This window comes from Cognatiyoonia sediminum (genome assembly GCF_900129845.1).
GTDB classification, from domain to species: Bacteria; Pseudomonadota; Alphaproteobacteria; order Rhodobacterales; family Rhodobacteraceae; genus Cognatiyoonia; species Cognatiyoonia sediminum.
On sequence record NZ_FQXB01000001.1, the window covers coordinates 113,209 to 129,674 of the forward strand.

The window sequence follows — 16,466 nt, forward strand, 5'->3', positions numbered from 1 at the left end:
TCAACCTAAATCAGGGATGCGGACTAGCTTTTCGCGCATTTGTAAAAAGCGTCTAAACAACCACATTTGATGGCGTTGAACGAAATAGGTAGTTGTATATACAAATTTTTCTAAATAGCCGACATGTTAAGGTGAGCTTAGAAAATTAAGAAAGCTTCAAACTCGAAGGCATTTTTTCCCTTACAATAAACAACATCGTACTAAACTTCCACTTTACGTTTCTTACGCAGACCTAAACCGGCGAAACCAGCGATAGCAGTAAGCAGGAGTGGAAAGCCTGCGGGGATAGGAACTGGAGTGATGCTGGAAAGTTCAATCACGGAAATGTTCGCGGTATCCCAGCTAAATGAAGATGAAAACTCAGAGATTTCACCGAACTTGCCCTCGGCTCGCACCAATAAGCCATCGTAATCGGCACCGGAAATATTTTCGTCTACGAACAGTATTTCGAGCAAACCATTCACAATATCATCTTCAAAAACTAAAGCACTTGCACCGGTAGCTTCGACTTGGGTTGGCAATCCGTCATCGATAATCAAATTATGATTTGCGGGTATTAGCACGTTGGTGTTGGAGCCAGCGGCCGTGGCTTCACCTTTCACTAAACCAGTTATCAGGTTCGGGACTGTGTAAGATAGCTTAGCCGGAATTGTTACAGGAAAACCACCTACATCAATTTCCGCTATTGGGCTATAAACTAATGTCCCAGCTCCTGTCGTAGCGTACAAAGTACTGGCTTCTTTGAGGCCAAATTCGGCAGGATTAATACTAGCTGCGTTCGCTTCGAACCCGGTAAAAATAATGGTAGCAATCGCTGCGGCTTTATTGACCAGCTTCATTCCGACCTCCAACCGTACTTAATACTTTTTACCGTTGAAAGTATGTTGGCAGAAACGTTAGTTGTCAATTGATATGCCTCAAGGTGTAGCGAGCATCGGTTTGGCGCCTCATCTGGCCCTTCCTTTAAACGGTCGTTTTCGATGGGCTCCAACGATCAAAAAGTTGGTCGACTGAAGTTTCCGTAGCGGACCCTGAGCTTGGTGTGGCTGGGTGCCGGGTAATCCAAGTGGTCTGTAACAAAACCAAGTGTTGAGCTAATTGAGCGTCAGCTTCGAGCTCGGATCGACGAATACTGCCAAAAGGGCCAACGACCGCTTTGGATAAAGGTAGCTGCAACGAGCCATCCTTACAGAAAAGCCCGTGTCTCTGGTTTACTTGTCAAGAAATGCACGGATCAACGGCAGTGTTTCGTCTGGATTGTCCCAAATCATATCGTGACCAGAGTGGGGTACGATGGAAAGCTCTCCGTTCTGAAAATAGCTCAGGTGAGCACGTTGGGCGTCCTCGCCGATCCAGTCGTTGCATGCACTGGCGAGCAAAAGGACAGGTCCCGAATAGCGTTCGGCACCTTGGGCAATGAGTTCAATTTCGGCAGCACCAGTTTTGCCTGCGGTTTGGCTGGCCGTTGCCCCAAATCGCCACGCCGCCGCATCGAATTCTTCACCGGGGCAGTGGTACGGGTTTTCCGGGTGATTAAGGAACCTATGAATGATTTCGCTCATCATGTAGTCCTTAGCCGCGCTGGAGTCTGGGCCGGACACATGTAGAGACTGAATGGCGGCGATAGCAGCTTGTCGATAAAATCCCAATCCGGACATATATTGGCTTGCTTGTGCCATCCAATCCTGAGCCTCGTCACCATTGAAAAAGCCCGGTTCCAACAGAATTGCGCGTGCAACTTTTTCGGGAGCTTCGCCCAAATAGGCCGTCGCAAGCATTGCACCCCAGGAATGCCCAAGCAGGGTCACTGGGCGATCTGGTGAATATCTATCAATAACAGCATCGAGCTCTGCTATATAGGCTGGGACAGTTAACTTTTGCGCTGGAACTCTTTCAGACAGTCCCGCACCTCTTTGGTCGTAGAACACTACAAAATTTGTATCCGCCAGTGATTTTGAACCAAGGAGTGATCGGTAGTCTCCGCCCGGACCACCATGCAGAACAATGATCACTGGATTGGATGGGTCGCCGTATGTCTCGGCATGCAGACGCACGCCGTTGATCTTAATCTGTGGTAACGAGGCATCGTCTACCACTGTGGCAGACACCAAGTATTGCCCGGATATGGCAAAATACAAACCTATTGCTGCTAGGATAAACGCCCCAGTAACGCCAATCGAAATTATCAAACCAACCTTGAGTGCCTGCGCAATTCGATTTTTTATAGGTTTTTGATTGTAGGAAACTATTACGGAATCCTCTATCGATGCTGTGGGGGTTTCGCTGGCTGTAAGATCGGCGAGTGCTGCCTTTTGGCTCTGCTGCAAAGGTGAATTCGTCATTTCGTTCTCCTTATCGTTGGAACGGTCGTACTGAGCACGTGCAAGGCTGGCATTATCGTTTGATAAGGAATTCGGGATTTGGACCTTTTGACTTTTTTGAGCAGTTCTTTGAGCGCTCTAGACAAAGATATCGCGCGTGAGTTCGCTGCAGCATGGAGCGTCCAACATGTCGTAAAGGGGTGTTGCCTTGCAGCGCAGGGCGAACCAGACCCAATGGAGCACATCATTCTAGATGGACGCGCCGCTAGCCAAATCAGCGATCTCGACGGTCGAGCCGTTTGTGTTGGCTTTCACGCTGGTCCTTGTGTGGTAACACCAAATATTGTGAGAACAAGAAACGGGACCTCGCTTGTGTCAATAGACGCCGTTACGGACGTGTTGGTTGCGCAGATGGACAACCGCGCTTTGATTGAGCTCATGCTGGTTTCGGAGCCAATACGCGAATGGGCAAACGGCATTATGCAACAAGAACAGGTCCGTAAGGCTGATCGAGAATGGTGTCTTGCAGCTCTTGGTGGCGCAGACCGCCTAGCTTGGTTTCGCAGAGCTTTCCCGCGTCACGAAGACTTCTTCGGACATTATTTAATAGCTTCCTATCTCGGTATGACCCCGGTCACACTCAGCCGACTTCGCGGTGCTGAGCGAAACACGACGCTTGATTGAGGGTTAGATCTGGGAACCGATTGCTAGTAAGGCAGATCTTGGTAGCTACCGTAGCGAAATGGCGCTTTTTCCAAGGAAGCTGACCGTCTCTGCCTTTCTCAACGACGAATGCCAAAAAGGGTCTTTATCGCTGGCGTCACACTTGCCGTGAAACTGATCGGGTAGTTTTACAAGCGGAAACTATAAAAATGGTAGATTACTGGAACGCAATTTAGAACGTAGCATCTGCACGCATTTCGGCGATGGCGGGGTCTTCTAAAACCTCCAAAGATAAGAGGAAAAGTTCGCGCGCGTGCGTGTGATGTTCGGTATCACGAAGCCTAGTCCAGTATGAAATCCAACACACACCCCGCGCCCGTTGGTGTTGGTGACCTAATTCACTATCTTTCCGCTAAGCACCATGACCTCTCGAGTTACATGTTCACCCTGACACGCGAGAATTTCGCCCTTCTTTGTCAAACGGGGCGTTCACTTAGATGCAAATTCGGCCAGCATTTCTTAGGAAAGACCGGGCTGAGGGCGTCAATCAGGCTGTAAAGATCCAAACCTCTTTCCCATTATCAATTATTAATGCCGCTGCCTCGCGAAGCTGCAACACTGGTGGCAATCAAAGGAGATTGTCACATGAGATTGACGCTCAAGCCACGGTCAATGCAATCGACGGAAAATTCTGGCGGTCGCGACAAACGGGAAGGATGTAAAATGGTACTCGCAATGGCCCTTCGCATCTTCCTGGCGCTTTTCATTATCTTGGTGCTTTTGGGCATCGGGCTCTATGCCGCGGCCATTAAGGCCCCGCGCGCACCTCAAGGCGTGGTCGAACAGAGTGAAGTCGTAGAGTACTTGGACCTTTTGGTGGCGTCTAAAACGGCAACGGCCGTCTCCGTCGCGGTCATGCGAAACGGCGAACTCATTTGGGAACACGCCGCGGGACAAGCTAATCCGTTCGAGGCTCGTGATGCGACACCAGACACGGTCTACCATATCTGGTCAGTGACAAAGGTGGCGACTGCGTTGGCGGTTCTGGACCTTGCCGAGGATGGGCTTCTCGATCTCGACTCACCGGTGACCTCGGTACTCCCTTGGTTTGACGTTGAAGCGAAGGAAGGCCGGGCGATGACAGTTCGCGATCTTCTGGGGCACACATCCGGTCTGCGCGACACGGTTCCGGCTGTGTTCGGATGGCTACGCTACGACGAGGATCTGCCCAATCAGACCGATTACCTGAAAGCAAAGATGCCGGAGTATCGCTCTCTGCGGTTTGCGCCGGGAGAAGACCGGCGCTACAGCAACCTCGGCTATATGGTGCTAGGCGCGATCGTCGAAGGTGTTACCGGCGAGGAATACTCGGACGTCATTCGTGAGCGTGTTTTGGAACCCGCAGGGATGACCTCCACAGATTTTACTTTTACGTCCGACCTCGCTCCTCGGGAAGCGCTCGGGAGTCATCCCATCATCCATGTCTTTAGCCCGCTTCTGCCGTTTCTTATTGACATGGGCGACTTCACTCATATGCATGACGGCCCGCTGCTTTGGCAGAACCGGCTCTATGTCGAGGCAACCCCGCCGACGGGTCTGATCGCATCAGCGCGCGATGCCGCCCGTCTGGCACAAGCCGCCCTGTCGCCCGGCGTTGTACTTGAAGAGGAAACGCTCAGCCTAATGCGCCCGAGTTCACCTGACCAAACCCCACTCGGTTGGTTCGAACGCGGCAGCGAAACGCGTCATTGGCTCCAGCACCGTGGAGGTGGACCAGGTTACGCGGCAGCTGTCAGGGTCTATCCGGACGAAGGCCTTGTGATTGCTGTGCTGGCGAGCGGAACGGCCGCCCCTGCATCAACGATCACAGATCTGGTTGCCGGGCTAAAGAACTGAACCTGCCCCAATCTGATGAAAGCCCACCTTGTCTAGTGATTAGACAGATATGTGGCCGGTATTTGCCGGCGGCCTCTCGCCCAACTCGCTCGCAGTCATTAAGCCGACGGGCTTTTGTTTTGGTGTCCCGCCGGAACTCTCTATCGCTGAGGCGTTCACTCAGGTAGTTGTGTTCGATGTGAAGCGCATACCATTTATTGATGTTGAGAAACTCATGGAGATGCTGTGGGACTTTGCGTAAAAAAAAGCGTTCGCGATCGAAAAGAAGGTGCCAGGGTTTGATCTGTCTGGCCATCTTGGTGCCGAAAATAGCTTAAAAAGTACTGGAAATCGAACAAACTCGGCATGTTTCCGTGCTACATGTTCAATTTTTTAAATCACTAGGTGGAGTGGTGGGCGACCCTGGAATCGAACCAGGCGTGCGTCTCCGCGAGGGAGTTACAGTCCCCTGCCACACCTTGCGGCCTGTCGCCCACTGACGGGCTGATTACTTGTGTGACTTCAGGGCGTCAACCTCAAATGTGAGGCTTCACAGATTGATCAGGCTCCGGTATCCGCTAAGGCCTTGGACATGGGGTTCGTTATGAAAAAACCAAAGTGGGTTGTTGCAAAGGAACAGGCGAAACGTGCTGCTGCGGCAGAGACGGTTTGGCTCTTTGGAATTCACGCAGTGCGTGATGCTTTGATGAACCCGAAACGTGAAAAGCTCCGCCTCGTTGTTACTAAAAATGCGGCTGACCGTCTCGCGGATGCGATTGAGGCGTCTGGCGTCACGCCAGAAATGTCTGACCCGCGTAAGTTTGCCGCCCCTATTGATCCGCAATCTGTGCATCAGGGCGCAGCCTTAGAGGTCAAACCATTGGATTGGGGGCGATTGGATGAGATCGCGACGGGCGATGGCCCAATGCCGCCCAGAATCGTGATGCTGGACCGCGTGACCGATCCACACAATGTAGGTGCGATTCTACGATCAGCGGAGGTTTTCGGTGCGCGGGCAGTGGTGTCGATGTCCCGTCATGCGACTCCCGAGACCGGCGCCTTGGCAAAAACAGCAAGCGGTGCATTGGAGCGTCAGCCGTATATTCGAGTGCGCAACTTGGCCGACGCTATGACCGAGTTGAAGTCTGTGGGGTATTTGGTGCTGGGCTTGGATGGAACGGCAGACCAAACGATTGAAGAGGCTGTCGACGGGAAACGTGATCGCGCGATTGCTTTGGTCATGGGTGCAGAAGGGCCGGGATTGCGAGAAAAAACCCTGGCGACCTGTGATCACTTGGTCCGAATTGATTTTTCTGGTGGATTTGGTTCCCTTAACGTCTCAAATGCGGCGGCAGTTGCCCTATATGCCTCTAAAGGATGAGGCAAAGAGGGTCTGATGCAGGGCACTAAAATCGCGACATGTTGTTATTGCGGCACCAAAGCTGCGCTGGTTTTGCGAGGTAAAACGCACCATGAATTGAGCTGTTCCAGCTGTGGTGCGCCTTTGCAAGCGATGAAGATGTTGCCATCGGGGCTTGACCGTGTGACCGCGCCTGCGGCGACGCCCACCCGCCCAAAGCCCAAAAAACGCTCCAAATCGAAGCCGTCGCACTGGGGTGAAAAGAAGCGCAAATCCAAGAAAAGGAAGGGATTTGGGCAGAAGCTCTGGTCTGAATTTTGGGACGAGATCGAGGATATTTTTGATTGACCCATTGAGGTGGGGTGTTCCTTGGGTGTTTCGATAATCACCAAGGCGGCCAACGCGAGTTATCCGGAAGCTTCGGGCTTGCCGTCAAAAGAACATACCACCACGGAAACTACCATTCCCCCTTTGAAAGGAACATGTTAGCGGGCCGCATGACTTATTCAGACGCGTATCTTCGCGATATCCTTTGCCGTACAAAAGTGATTGCCCAAGTTGGGGCGTCAGCTAATCCAGTGCGGCCGAGTTTCTATGTCGCGCGCTATCTGCGCCTAAAGGGGTTTCGAGTGATTCCTGTGAATCCTGGATTGGCCGGGCAGGAGCTGGGTGGGGAGTTGGTTTATCCCGATTTTGCCTCGATCCCGGATGCTGTGGATATGGTGGATATCTTTCGTAGATCAGAGGTTGTGCCAAGCATCGTAAAAGAAGCATTGGCGCGTTGGGATGAATTACAGACCGTTTGGATGCAGATTGGGATTGAGAATGCGGACGCGACTGCACTGGCCGAAGCACGGGGTGTGGAGGTTATTCAGAACCGGTGCCCCAAGATTGAGTATCAACGGCTCTTTGGTGAGTTGCGTATGGGTGGGTTCAATACTGGCGTGATTTCGTCTCGCCTGACGTTGTAGGGCGGGGGCCAGCCCCCGCACCCCTGAGGTATTTTGGGCAAGAGGAAGAGCTTAGCGGTTGGCTTTTTCTTCGATACCGGAGGTGCCTTGGCGGCGGGCGAGTTCTGCAAGAACGTCATTAAGGTGGACGCCGCTGGCTGCGAGCATGACCAGCAAGTGGTAGAGGACATCGGCGGCCTCCGACGTCAGGCGGGTTTTGTCGCCTTTGGTGGCTTCGATGATGGCCTCGATAGCTTCCTCACCGAACTTCTCGGCGCATTTTTCTGGACCTTGGGTCAGGAGTTTTGCCGTCCAACTGCTGTTTGGATTCGCTGATTTGCGGGCCTCGATGGTAGCGTAGAGATCGGAGAGGGTCATGTCTGCCTCACTGGGATGCCGGCCTTGGCCATATGTTCTTTGGCCTCAGCAATTGTGTAAGTGCCAAAGTGGAAGATGGAGGCAGCAAGCACGGCGGAGGCTCCTCCTTCGGTCACGCCTTCGACAAGGTGGTCGAGTGTGCCAACGCCGCCCGAAGCGATGACGGGGACGTTCACCGCATCGCTCACGGCGCGGGTGAGGGGCAGGTTGAAGCCGGATTTGGTGCCATCACGATCCATTGAGGTGAGCAGGATTTCTCCTGCGCCCTTGGCGACCACGGTTTTGGCGAATTCGACGGCGTCGATACCGGTTGGCTTGCGGCCGCCGTGGGTGAAAATTTCCCATTTTCCAGGCACCACTGTTTTGGCATCGATGGCGACTACGATGCATTGCGATCCAAAGCGCATCGCGGCTTCCGCGACGACGTTGGGGTTGGCCACGGCCGCGGAGTTGAAGCTGACCTTGTCCGCGCCTGCAAGCAGAAGATCTCGCACGTCATGGTGGGTGCGTACCCCACCGCCGATCGTCAGCGGCATAAAGCATTGTTCCGCAGTGCGGGTTGCCAAATCGAACATCGTACCGCGGTTTTCATGGGTGGCTTTGATGTCCAGAAAACAAAGCTCGTCTGCGCCGGCGGCGTTATAGGCGATGGCTTGTTCCACCGGATCGCCCGCATCGATCAGGTCGACGAAATTGACGCCTTTGACGGTGCGGCCTTCGGCGACGTCAAGGCAGGGGATGATGCGGGTTTTGAGCATAGCGCGTCTTTAGCAGCGTTGGGGCCATGTGGAAAGCGGGCCTGCGGGGAGAATTTTTTGGGCCAAGATGGGAGGGCATTAGGCGTTTAGGGTGGCGAGCGCTTCTTTCAGGTCGATGGCCCCGTCATACAGCGCACGGCCGGAGATAGCGCCAGAAATGACACCGGTTTTCATGAGTGCTGTGAGGTCGGCCATTGATGAGACACCTCCAGAGGCAAGCACGGGGATGTCGACCGCTCGGGCGAGGGCTTCGGTCGCGGCGATGTTGGGGCCTTTCATCGCGCCATCGCGGAGGATGTCGGTGTAGATGATCGCGGCGATGCCAGCGTCTTCGAAGGATCTGGCGAGGTCGGTAACTTGGATGTCAGTTTCCTCGGCCCAGCCTCTTGTCGCGACAAAGCCGTTGCGGGCGTCTAGGCCCACGGCCACCTTGCCAGGGAATTCTTTCGCGGCTTCGCGTACCAGATCGGGGTTTTCGACTGCGACGGTGCCAAGGATGACGCGGGCGAGGCCTTTGTCGATCCAGCGTTCGATCGTCGCGAGGTCGCGGATGCCGCCGCCGAGTTGCGCGGGCACTGGGCAGGCTTTCAATATCGCTTCTACCGGCGCGGCATTAACGGGTTCCCCTGCGAATGCACCGTTTAAGTCGACCAAATGCAGCCATTGGCACCCCGCGGCAACAAACTCTTTCGCTTGGGCTGCGGGGTCGTCGTTGAACACGGTGGTCTGATCCATATCACCGTGCACAAGGCGCACAGCTTGTCCGTCTTTGAGGTCAATCGCGGGGTAGAGGATCATTGGGCGACCTTTCTTGAGCAGTTTGGCGCCCCTATCGCAAGGGTGGCGGGGAATTGCAACGGACCCAACGTCATACTTGATTGAAACCGTCACCTGTTGGAAGGATTTCGCATCACCCGAGGGAGGACGGTATTATGAGAAAGATTGTTTTGGCACTTGTGGCCCTGTTTGGTTTTGCAACGGCGGCGGCGGCTCAGGATGCTGCAGTTGGTGTTTGGCAAACAGAACCAGATGACGGCGCTTTTGCGCATATCGCGATTTCGCCATGTGGCGGGGCATTTTGCGGCGTAATCCAGCGCGTGTTTGACACCAGCGGCACACAGATTGAGAGCGACAACATCGGCCTGCAAATTGTCATCGACATGGTTCCGAATGGCGACGGGTCCTATAACGGTCAGGTGTTCCGCCCATCTAACGGAAAGACCTACACCGGCAAGATGAACGTCAGCGGTGACCGGCTTGAGCTGAAGGGCTGTATTGCAGGTGGGCTTCTTTGTGCGAGCCAGAACTGGGTTCGTGCTGGCTGATTGCCAAGCAGAATAGTGAAATTAAAGGGCTCGCCGGAATGCGGGCCCTTTATTTATTCCGACCTTAGGCCCGTTTCGACCAACATACCGCGTCGCTTTGCTTCAAAATAAAAGCCGCGCGCATACCACATCACGGCTGTTTCTTCGCTGCCATCGGAGAGGAGCCAAGCGCCGCGCAGATATTTGCCAGCGTATTTTAGGTTGGTTTCCGCATCCAAAAGCTCTTCCGGCGGGCCGTCGTGCCCCATTGATCGAGCCGTTGCAGGCAGGATTTGCATGAGACCCCAATAGGGTCCGTTTCTGGCCCAGGGACGATGCGTGCTTTCGCGGATAATGACGCGGTGCAAAAGCGTGACGGGAATGTCATGGATATCGGCGTATTTGTTGATTAATGCGCGCAGTTCCGGCGTTTCATTCGGATGAAGCGGAATGGTATCGCGGCTCACTTGAACAACGGCAACGCGGGCCTCTTGTGGCGCGTCACGTCGCCCACACGCGGCGAGGGCTGCGATTGAGCAAACGAATAGGCGTCGGTGCATGTGCAAGTCCCTGCTTTTGGCTGACCCCACGATACGTAAAAGCTCAAGCCGGTGAAGGGGCTTACGGTGCCCACTGCAAGAAATTGCCGATCATCCGAAGGCCGGCGGTCTGGCTCTTCTCCGGGTGGAATTGCATCCCAATCACGTTGTCCTTGGCGACAATGGCTGTGACATCGTCACCATAATCCACATGTGCCAAAAGGTCTTTGGGATCAGAAACTTGCATGGCGTAGCTGTGCACAAAATAAGCGTGATCACCTGTCGAAACACCCTCTAAAACAGGGTGTAACCCGTTCAGAACCAAATTGTTCCAACCCATATGCGGGATTTTCAGGCTTGGGTCATTCGGTGCAATCCGATGAATGTCGCCCGCGATCCAGTCTAGTCCGGGGGTTTCCTGATACTCGTGACCCGTCGTCGCCAGCATCTGCATGCCGACGCAAATCCCCATGAAAGGCACGCCACGCGTTTTCACCGCTTCGATCATGGCCTCAGCCAGATCACTGCGGGCGAAAAGTTCGTCTCGACAATGTGGGAACGCGCCGTCGCCGGGAAGCACAACGCGATCCGCTCTAGAAACAACATCTGCATCCGAGGTAACGACGATCTCGCCGCCGTCCACCTCTTTCGCCATACGTTCAAACGCCTTTTGCGCTGAATGCAGGTTGCCGCTGTCGTAATCGATCAGAACAGTGGTCACAGGGCGCCCTTTGTCGACGGGATCGCATCCGCTTTGCGCGGATCGGTTTCCAACGCGTCCCGCAAGGCACGCGCGACGGCTTTGAAGGCAGCCTCGGTGATGTGGTGCGCGTTAAACCCGTGCAGCTTGTCAATGTGCAACGTGATCCCGCCATGCGTGCTGAGCGCTTGAAAAAACTCGCGCACAAGCTCGGTATCGAAGGTGCCAATCTTTCCGAACGGCAACTCCAGATTGCAGATCAGATAGGGACGTCCAGATAAATCAAGGGCACACCGGACTTGCGCATCATCCATCGCAAGATGGCAAGACCCGTAGCGCATGATCCCTTTTTTGTCGCCCATGGCTTCCGTTAGAGCCTGACCAAGTGCGATCCCAACATCTTCAACGGTGTGGTGATCATCAATGTGCAAATCACCATCCGCGCGGACGGTCATGTCAATCAAAGCATGACGCGACAATTGGTCCAGCATGTGGTCAAAAAATCCAACGCCGGTTTGGTTGTCGTAAACGCCTGTCCCGTCGAGATTAATCTCAACGGAGATATCGGTTTCCGCCGTCTTCCGCGTGATTTTTGCTGTGCGCATAACGATTGCTCCTGCTTTCGTGGATGCCTTATACCGAACCTACTTCGGTCGCCAAGCTGAGATCGGAGAAACGGTTGAATTTGTGGCATTTGTCGACCCATTCATAGCATTAGTAGGTCATAGTTCTGCCCTTCTGTTTGTGTAGTATGATCAAAGCGCTCGAGTAGTTGGAGTTTTCGATCTTGAAGGTCATCAGCGGCGATAGACGGATCGACGGTGTTTTGATCACCGAAGATGGTGGGTTTGACGACCCTGTCTTGTCGTTTCACCAGGCCAATACTCTTGGCACGGGCGTAACGGTTACTTTCAATTTCCTGACCGATTCCAACTTGCCCAATTTTGAGGTGATGAACGCCTCCCAGCGCAATGCGGTCCTCAATATTCTTGCGATGTTTGAAACCTTTGCGAACATCGAATTTGAAGAAGTCGCAGACGGTCAGGAAGCCGACATTCAATTTGGAAACGCGGCACTTGGGCAAGATGGCAGCGGGACGGTTGGTATCACGTATCTGTCCTTTGACACCATCGACGGAACCTACGGCTGGCTGGAAGATGTCGAGGTTTACTTGGCGAATGACGCCAGAGTGAACCCTTCGGAATATGAAAACCCGCAGCCCGATACCTTTGCTTATGGCGTGTTGATCCATGAAATCGGGCACGCTGTCGGTTTGGAGCATCCATTCTTTGGGATACGAACGCCGATCGGGACGGATAGTACCGAATATTCGATGATGTCCTATACGGATGGCTTCGCCCAACCCGAAGAACCGCGGACGGTGATGCCTTTTGACGTTCTGGCTCTGCAATACCTCTACGGCGCGAACATGTCGCATATGTCTGGCAACACGCGGTATGACATCACGGAGTTCGAAGAGGGCAGCATCCAAACGATATGGGACGCCGGCGGGTCCGACACCGTTGATCTGAGCGCGCTTGGCGAAGCCGGCCCACGCTTTGGCGGACAGTCGCTGCACTACGTCGACTTGGATCGACTGATCGACACGGGGGCCAAGGTATTTGTTGCCGAAGGCAGCAACCTAGAACATGTCGTTGGCAGCAACTTTGCGGATTGGGTTGTCGGAAACGGTCTCAATAACAACATCAATACTGGTCCCGGTGATGATCTGATCGAATCCCGAGCAGGTACGGATACTGTATCGGCCGGCAGCGGTGATGATTCCTTTATGAACTCTGCGGGCGACGATGTGTTCCGGGGCGAGGGAGGAGACGATCGCGCGTTGGGTCAAGCTGGAGACAATCTGTTCTACGGTGGGTCTGGCGCTGACGTTCTGCTCGGCGGTCTGGGGCAGGATAGTTTGCTTGGCGGCGGTGGAGATGATGCTATCGCCGGTGACGGGTATTCGACATATTTCGGATCGGACGACCGGCTCGACGGTGGTGCGGATGATGATCTTTTGATGGGTGGTTTGGGAGCAGATACCTTTGTGTTCCGACCATTCGAAGGGTCAGACACAATTGCGCGTTTTGATGTCGAGACGCAGGAAATTCTAGGTCGCGATTTTGAGATTGGTCAGGATTCTTGGATGCTGCTGGGATTTGGCTTTTCCGATGCGGACCAAGCCTTACAGGCGTTTTCAAACACCGCGAATGGCGCTGTCTTTTCTAGCTCCGGTACGACAATCCTCATCCGTGGTGTCACGGTTGAAGAACTGACGTCGGATAGTTTTGTGTTCGTGGATGTGGGGGCTTAATTGATGAAACATCAGATCAACCTAATTGTTTCGTTAGCTGCGAGCGTCGCGCTTTCTGCTTGCGGCGGAAGCGGAACAGGATCGAACTCTGGGTCAATCGTTCGTCAACTCGTTCCGAACGGGCTAAACGACACATCTGTCACAAGGACGATTGAAGTGAGCGTCTTTGGTGCAACGGGAACTCAAACGGGCCAGTTTACACCATCTGAAGAAGAATTGGTTCTGGGCAGCGCCCGTATTTCAGTTGCCGAACCTTCCGTCAATCTTGGGCTTGGAAGTGTAACCGTGCTCGATGGCGACCGGTTTATCTTCCTTCCGGTGCCAGATGGCACACCTACGCCGACTGGTGCTGTGAATTATTTCGGTCAAGGATTGCTCGTTGTTAGCGAAGCCGATACAGGAACGGTTTTTGAAGGCATCGCCGATACCAACGTTTCTGTGCGCTTTGGTGGCGCTTCAAGCGGCTTTATCAGTTTCTCCAATTTTGAGGGGCAGCGGCAAGTCGGTGCCCTCGCGCCTGCTTCCACGGCGGGCCAACGGCTGACCATTCAGGGTATTTCGGCTCGTGCAAACGGGCTAAACGGTGGGACCTCGATCACCGATAATACCTTCTCGGATACAGATTTTTCCAGCGGTGACTTCGATATCACCGGTGCGTTTGCGGGCGACGACTTCGAAGAAGTCGGAGGGCTCGTTAATATCGTCGCCAATGACGGCAGTACGGTTCGTTCAAGTTTTGGCGCTGCGCGCTAGAACCTGACGTTTTTATGCTTTGGCGATCGCAGTCCCTATGCCAACGTCACTTTGAAAGAGTAACGGCGCAAGTTGGGTGAACTCCCCAAATGCGGAAACAGGGAAATTCGATATGAAAGTTGGCTTCATTGGGCTTGGGAACGTTGGCGGTAAGCTGTCAGGATCATTGCTGCGAAACGGTGTGGACCTCACCGTCCATGACCTGAACGAAGCACTGGTCGATAGTTTCGTCGAAAAGGGCGCAAAGAAAGCAGATGGACCTGCCCAGCTAATGCGCGATTGCGATGCGGTCATCACTTGCCTGCCGTCGCCTGCCGCATCTGCCGCCGTGATGGATGAAATGCTGCCGGAAGTGACCGCTGGAAAAATCTGGATGGAAATGTCCACCACGGATGAGGCCGAAGTGAAACGTCTTGGCGCGCTGGTTTTGGAGCGCGCGGGAGCCGCAGTTGATTGCCCAGTGTCCGGCGGCTGCCACAGAGCGGATACCGGCAATATCTCTATCTTCGCTGGTTGCGATCGAGAAACCTTCGAACGCATTCTCCCTTTCCTCAAGACCATGGGCCGACGTGTCCTGCACACAGGGGATTTGGGTTCGGCATCTGTCTTGAAGGTCGTGACCAACTACCTTGCCACCGCAAACCTGATCACCTGTTGCGAGGCTTTGGTCACGGCAAAGGCTGCGGGCATGGATCTCAACACGACCTATGAAGCGATTAAAATTTCATCGGGTACATCGTTCGTCCATGAAACAGAGAGCCAAGTGATCCTGAACGGATCGCGCGATATTTCGTTTACGATGGATTTGGTGAAAAAGGATGTCGGTCTGTTTAAAGAAGTCGCCGATCGCGCGAACGTACCCTTGGAGATTGCCCCGATGTTGGTCGAAATTTTTGACGACGGAATTGCGCGTTACGGAGAACGGGAATTATCTCCGAACATTGTCAAACGGCTCGAAGAAGCGACCGGCTTAGACATTCGCGCCCCGGGTTTTCCACCCGAAATGACCGACGATGAGCCGGAAGAGCCGGGGTATGAGGTCGTGCCTCAGGGTAAGGGCTAAGTACTGACTTCGAAACCTACGTCTGATCGTAGGCTGAAAAAATTAACGGCATCCCAAATCTTTTGGGATGCCGTCATGGCTTCTCAACTTTTACTCAAATATCCATCGTATTGTCTTTTTCCCACTGGCTGAAGTGGGAGACGTATGAGTTCCACTCTTCATGTTTCATCTTCAGGTAAGCAGCGGAGAACTCATCACCCATTGAGGCTTTGAGGTCTTTGTCCTTGTCGTAGGCGCGTAGGGCGTCGAGCATGTTCAAAGGCAGCTTTGGTGCGCCGCGCACTTTGTGACCTTCGGCGTACATGTCGATGTCGTGGCGTTTCCCTGGATCGGCTTTGGAGCGGATACCGGAGAGGCCAGCGGCGATGATCACGGCTTGCAGCAGGTAGGGATTTGTCGCGCCGTCGGGCAGGCGCAATTCGAATCGGCCGGGGCCGGGGACGCGGACCATGTGGGTGCGGTTGTTACCAGTCCACGTGACTGTGTTGGGTGCCCATGTGGCCCCTGACATAGTACGAGGTGCATTGATCCGTTTGTAGCTGTTCACTGTTGGGTTGGTGATCGCAGCGAGGGCTGAGGCGTGCTTCATGATGCCGCCCAAGAAGTGCTTGCCGCGCTCGGACAGGCCAACCTCGCCGGTTTGTCCTTCACCGGTCCCCGCAAAGACGTTGGTTTTGGCGGCCGACCCCGGCGCATCCCAGACAGAGATATGCGCGTGACATCCGTTGCCGGTAAGGCCTTCCACAGGCTTCGGCATAAAGGTCGCGCGGTAGCCGTGCTTTTCAGCGACGGTTTTGACCATGAACTTGAAGAAGCTGTGCTTGTCAGCTGTGTTCAGCGCATCGTCAAACTCCCAGTTCATTTCCCACTGGCCGTTCGCGTCCTCGTGGTCGTTCTGGTAGGGGCCCCAGCCCAGCTCCAGCATGTAGTCGCTGATCTCACGGATAACGTCGAGGCGGCGCATGAAGGCTTGCTGGTCATAGCATGGCTTGGCTGCGGTGTCGTACTCGTCGGAGATTTGGCTTCCGTCAGGAGTTAAAAGGAAGAACTCCGCCTCGATGCCGGTTTTGACGTGCATGCCTTCGGCAGCGGCTTCATCAATCAGGCGACGCAAAACGTTGCGCGGGGCTTGGGCGACGGGTTCGTCCTCCATCACGCAGTTTCCTGGCACCCATGCGATTTCCTTGTTCCAGGGCAGGATGATCACAGCTTCGGGGTCCGGCACGGCGAGCATGTCGGGGTGGGCCGGTGTCAGGTCGAGCCATGTGGCGAAGCCCGCAAAGCCTGCGCCGTCTTCTTGCATGTCCGCGATGGCAGAGGCAGGCACCAGTTTGGCGCGTTGACCCCCGAAGAGGTCGGTGAAGGAGATCATGAAGTATTTGACGCCGTTGTCTTTGGCAAATTGTGCGAGGTCTGTAGCCATTGTTGTTTCCCTGTCGTCTAAAGAGTAGGGGCGCGGTCTGCTGATCGCCGCGCCCTCGTTTT

The 16,466-nt window shown here is 54.2% G+C and carries 19 protein-coding genes and 1 tRNA gene; 10 read left to right on the forward strand and 10 right to left on the reverse strand.

Going from position 1 to position 16,466, the window contains the following annotated elements; genetic code table 11:
- Positions 1-200 precede the first annotated feature (200 nt).
- Positions 201-839, reverse strand: a complete 639-nt coding sequence (locus BUA85_RS00585) for a VPLPA-CTERM sorting domain-containing protein (RefSeq protein WP_131802746.1) — start codon at positions 837-839, stop codon at positions 201-203.
- 372 nt (positions 840-1,211) lie between these two features.
- Positions 1,212-2,327, reverse strand: a complete 1,116-nt coding sequence (locus BUA85_RS00590) for an alpha/beta fold hydrolase (RefSeq protein ID WP_165611567.1) — start codon at positions 2,325-2,327, stop codon at positions 1,212-1,214.
- 123 nt (positions 2,328-2,450) lie between these two features.
- Here BUA85_RS00590 and BUA85_RS00595 point away from each other — a divergent pair, with 123 nt between their 5' ends.
- From BUA85_RS00595 to BUA85_RS00605, 3 genes are all read left to right on the forward strand, one after another.
- A complete protein-coding gene (locus BUA85_RS00595) occupies positions 2,451-3,005 on the forward strand; it encodes a Crp/Fnr family transcriptional regulator (RefSeq protein ID WP_131802747.1) in 555 nt (184 codons plus the stop codon).
- A gap of 624 nt (positions 3,006-3,629) precedes the next feature.
- Entirely contained in the window at positions 3,630-4,880 is a 1,251-nt protein-coding gene (locus BUA85_RS00600) for a serine hydrolase domain-containing protein (protein WP_165611568.1), read from the forward strand.
- A gap of 49 nt (positions 4,881-4,929) precedes the next feature.
- On the forward strand, positions 4,930-5,121 hold the full coding sequence (locus BUA85_RS00605; protein WP_072898481.1) for a hypothetical protein: 192 nt from the start codon (positions 4,930-4,932) through the stop codon (positions 5,119-5,121).
- A gap of 149 nt (positions 5,122-5,270) precedes the next feature.
- Here the strand turns inward: BUA85_RS00605 and BUA85_RS16710 are convergent.
- Positions 5,271-5,354, reverse strand: a tRNA-Tyr gene (locus tag BUA85_RS16710).
- 109 nt (positions 5,355-5,463) lie between these two features.
- Between BUA85_RS16710 and rlmB the strand changes: the two genes are divergently transcribed.
- From rlmB to BUA85_RS00620, 3 genes are all read left to right on the forward strand, one after another.
- Positions 5,464-6,240 carry a 23S rRNA (guanosine(2251)-2'-O)-methyltransferase RlmB gene (gene rlmB / locus BUA85_RS00610; RefSeq protein WP_072900331.1) on the forward strand — a complete coding sequence of 259 codons (777 nt, stop codon included), beginning with the start codon at positions 5,464-5,466 and terminating at the stop codon, positions 6,238-6,240.
- Between the two features lie 15 nt (positions 6,241-6,255).
- Entirely contained in the window at positions 6,256-6,567 is a 312-nt protein-coding gene (locus BUA85_RS00615) for a hypothetical protein (RefSeq protein ID WP_072898482.1), read from the forward strand.
- 149 nt (positions 6,568-6,716) lie between these two features.
- On the forward strand, positions 6,717-7,190 hold the full coding sequence (locus BUA85_RS00620; protein WP_072898483.1) for a CoA-binding protein: 474 nt from the start codon (positions 6,717-6,719) through the stop codon (positions 7,188-7,190).
- Positions 7,191-7,241: 51 nt separating this feature from the next.
- Here BUA85_RS00620 and BUA85_RS00625 read toward each other — a convergent pair whose 3' ends face one another.
- The 3 genes from BUA85_RS00625 to hisA form a co-directional block, all read right to left on the reverse strand.
- Positions 7,242-7,547: a phosphoribosyl-ATP diphosphatase gene (locus BUA85_RS00625; RefSeq protein WP_072898484.1), complete on the reverse strand. Its 306-nt coding sequence runs from the start codon at positions 7,545-7,547 to the stop codon at positions 7,242-7,244.
- Entirely contained in the window at positions 7,544-8,305 is a 762-nt protein-coding gene (gene hisF, locus BUA85_RS00630; RefSeq protein WP_072898485.1) for an imidazole glycerol phosphate synthase subunit HisF, read from the reverse strand. Before hisF ends, BUA85_RS00625 begins: the two co-directional genes overlap by 4 nt.
- 78 nt (positions 8,306-8,383) lie before the next feature.
- Positions 8,384-9,103 (reverse strand): 1-(5-phosphoribosyl)-5-[(5-phosphoribosylamino)methylideneamino]imidazole-4-carboxamide isomerase, encoded by a 720-nt coding sequence (gene hisA, locus BUA85_RS00635; protein ID WP_072898486.1) that lies wholly within the window; start codon positions 9,101-9,103, stop codon positions 8,384-8,386.
- 134 nt (positions 9,104-9,237) lie between these two features.
- Between hisA and BUA85_RS00640 the strand changes: the two genes are divergently transcribed.
- Positions 9,238-9,630 carry a DUF2147 domain-containing protein gene (locus BUA85_RS00640; RefSeq protein WP_072898488.1) on the forward strand — a complete coding sequence of 131 codons (393 nt, stop codon included), beginning with the start codon at positions 9,238-9,240 and terminating at the stop codon, positions 9,628-9,630.
- 53 nt (positions 9,631-9,683) lie between these two features.
- On the opposite strand, the gene BUA85_RS00645 is transcribed toward BUA85_RS00640, so the two are convergent.
- From BUA85_RS00645 to hisB, 3 genes are all read right to left on the reverse strand, one after another.
- The gene (locus BUA85_RS00645) at positions 9,684-10,169 is read right to left on the reverse strand and encodes a lytic transglycosylase domain-containing protein (protein ID WP_072898490.1); all 486 of its coding nucleotides are present in this window, start codon (positions 10,167-10,169) and stop codon (positions 9,684-9,686) included.
- Positions 10,170-10,230: 61 nt separating this feature from the next.
- Positions 10,231-10,869 carry an imidazole glycerol phosphate synthase subunit HisH gene (gene hisH, locus BUA85_RS00650; RefSeq protein WP_072898491.1) on the reverse strand — a complete coding sequence of 213 codons (639 nt, stop codon included), beginning with the start codon at positions 10,867-10,869 and terminating at the stop codon, positions 10,231-10,233.
- On the reverse strand, positions 10,866-11,453 hold the full coding sequence (hisB, locus tag BUA85_RS00655; RefSeq protein ID WP_072898492.1) for an imidazoleglycerol-phosphate dehydratase HisB: 588 nt from the start codon (positions 11,451-11,453) through the stop codon (positions 10,866-10,868). The genes hisH and hisB overlap by 4 nt, the downstream gene beginning before the upstream one ends.
- Positions 11,454-11,635: 182 nt before the next feature.
- On the opposite strand from hisB, the gene BUA85_RS00660 reads away from it, so the two are divergent.
- From BUA85_RS00660 to BUA85_RS00670, 3 genes are all read left to right on the forward strand, one after another.
- The gene (locus tag BUA85_RS00660; protein WP_131802748.1) at positions 11,636-13,165 is read left to right on the forward strand and encodes a M10 family metallopeptidase; all 1,530 of its coding nucleotides are present in this window, start codon (positions 11,636-11,638) and stop codon (positions 13,163-13,165) included.
- 3 nt (positions 13,166-13,168) lie between these two features.
- Positions 13,169-13,918, forward strand: a complete 750-nt coding sequence (locus BUA85_RS00665) for a hypothetical protein (RefSeq protein WP_072898494.1) — start codon at positions 13,169-13,171, stop codon at positions 13,916-13,918.
- Positions 13,919-14,030: 112 nt separating this feature from the next.
- Complete coding sequence (locus tag BUA85_RS00670) at positions 14,031-14,981, forward strand: NAD(P)-dependent oxidoreductase (protein WP_072900332.1); 951 nt, start codon at positions 14,031-14,033, stop codon at positions 14,979-14,981.
- A 94-nt stretch (positions 14,982-15,075) separates the two neighbouring features.
- Here BUA85_RS00670 and glnT read toward each other — a convergent pair whose 3' ends face one another.
- A complete protein-coding gene (gene glnT / locus BUA85_RS00675; RefSeq protein WP_072898495.1) occupies positions 15,076-16,404 on the reverse strand; it encodes a type III glutamate--ammonia ligase in 1,329 nt (442 codons plus the stop codon).
- Between the last annotated feature and the right edge of the window lie 62 nt (positions 16,405-16,466).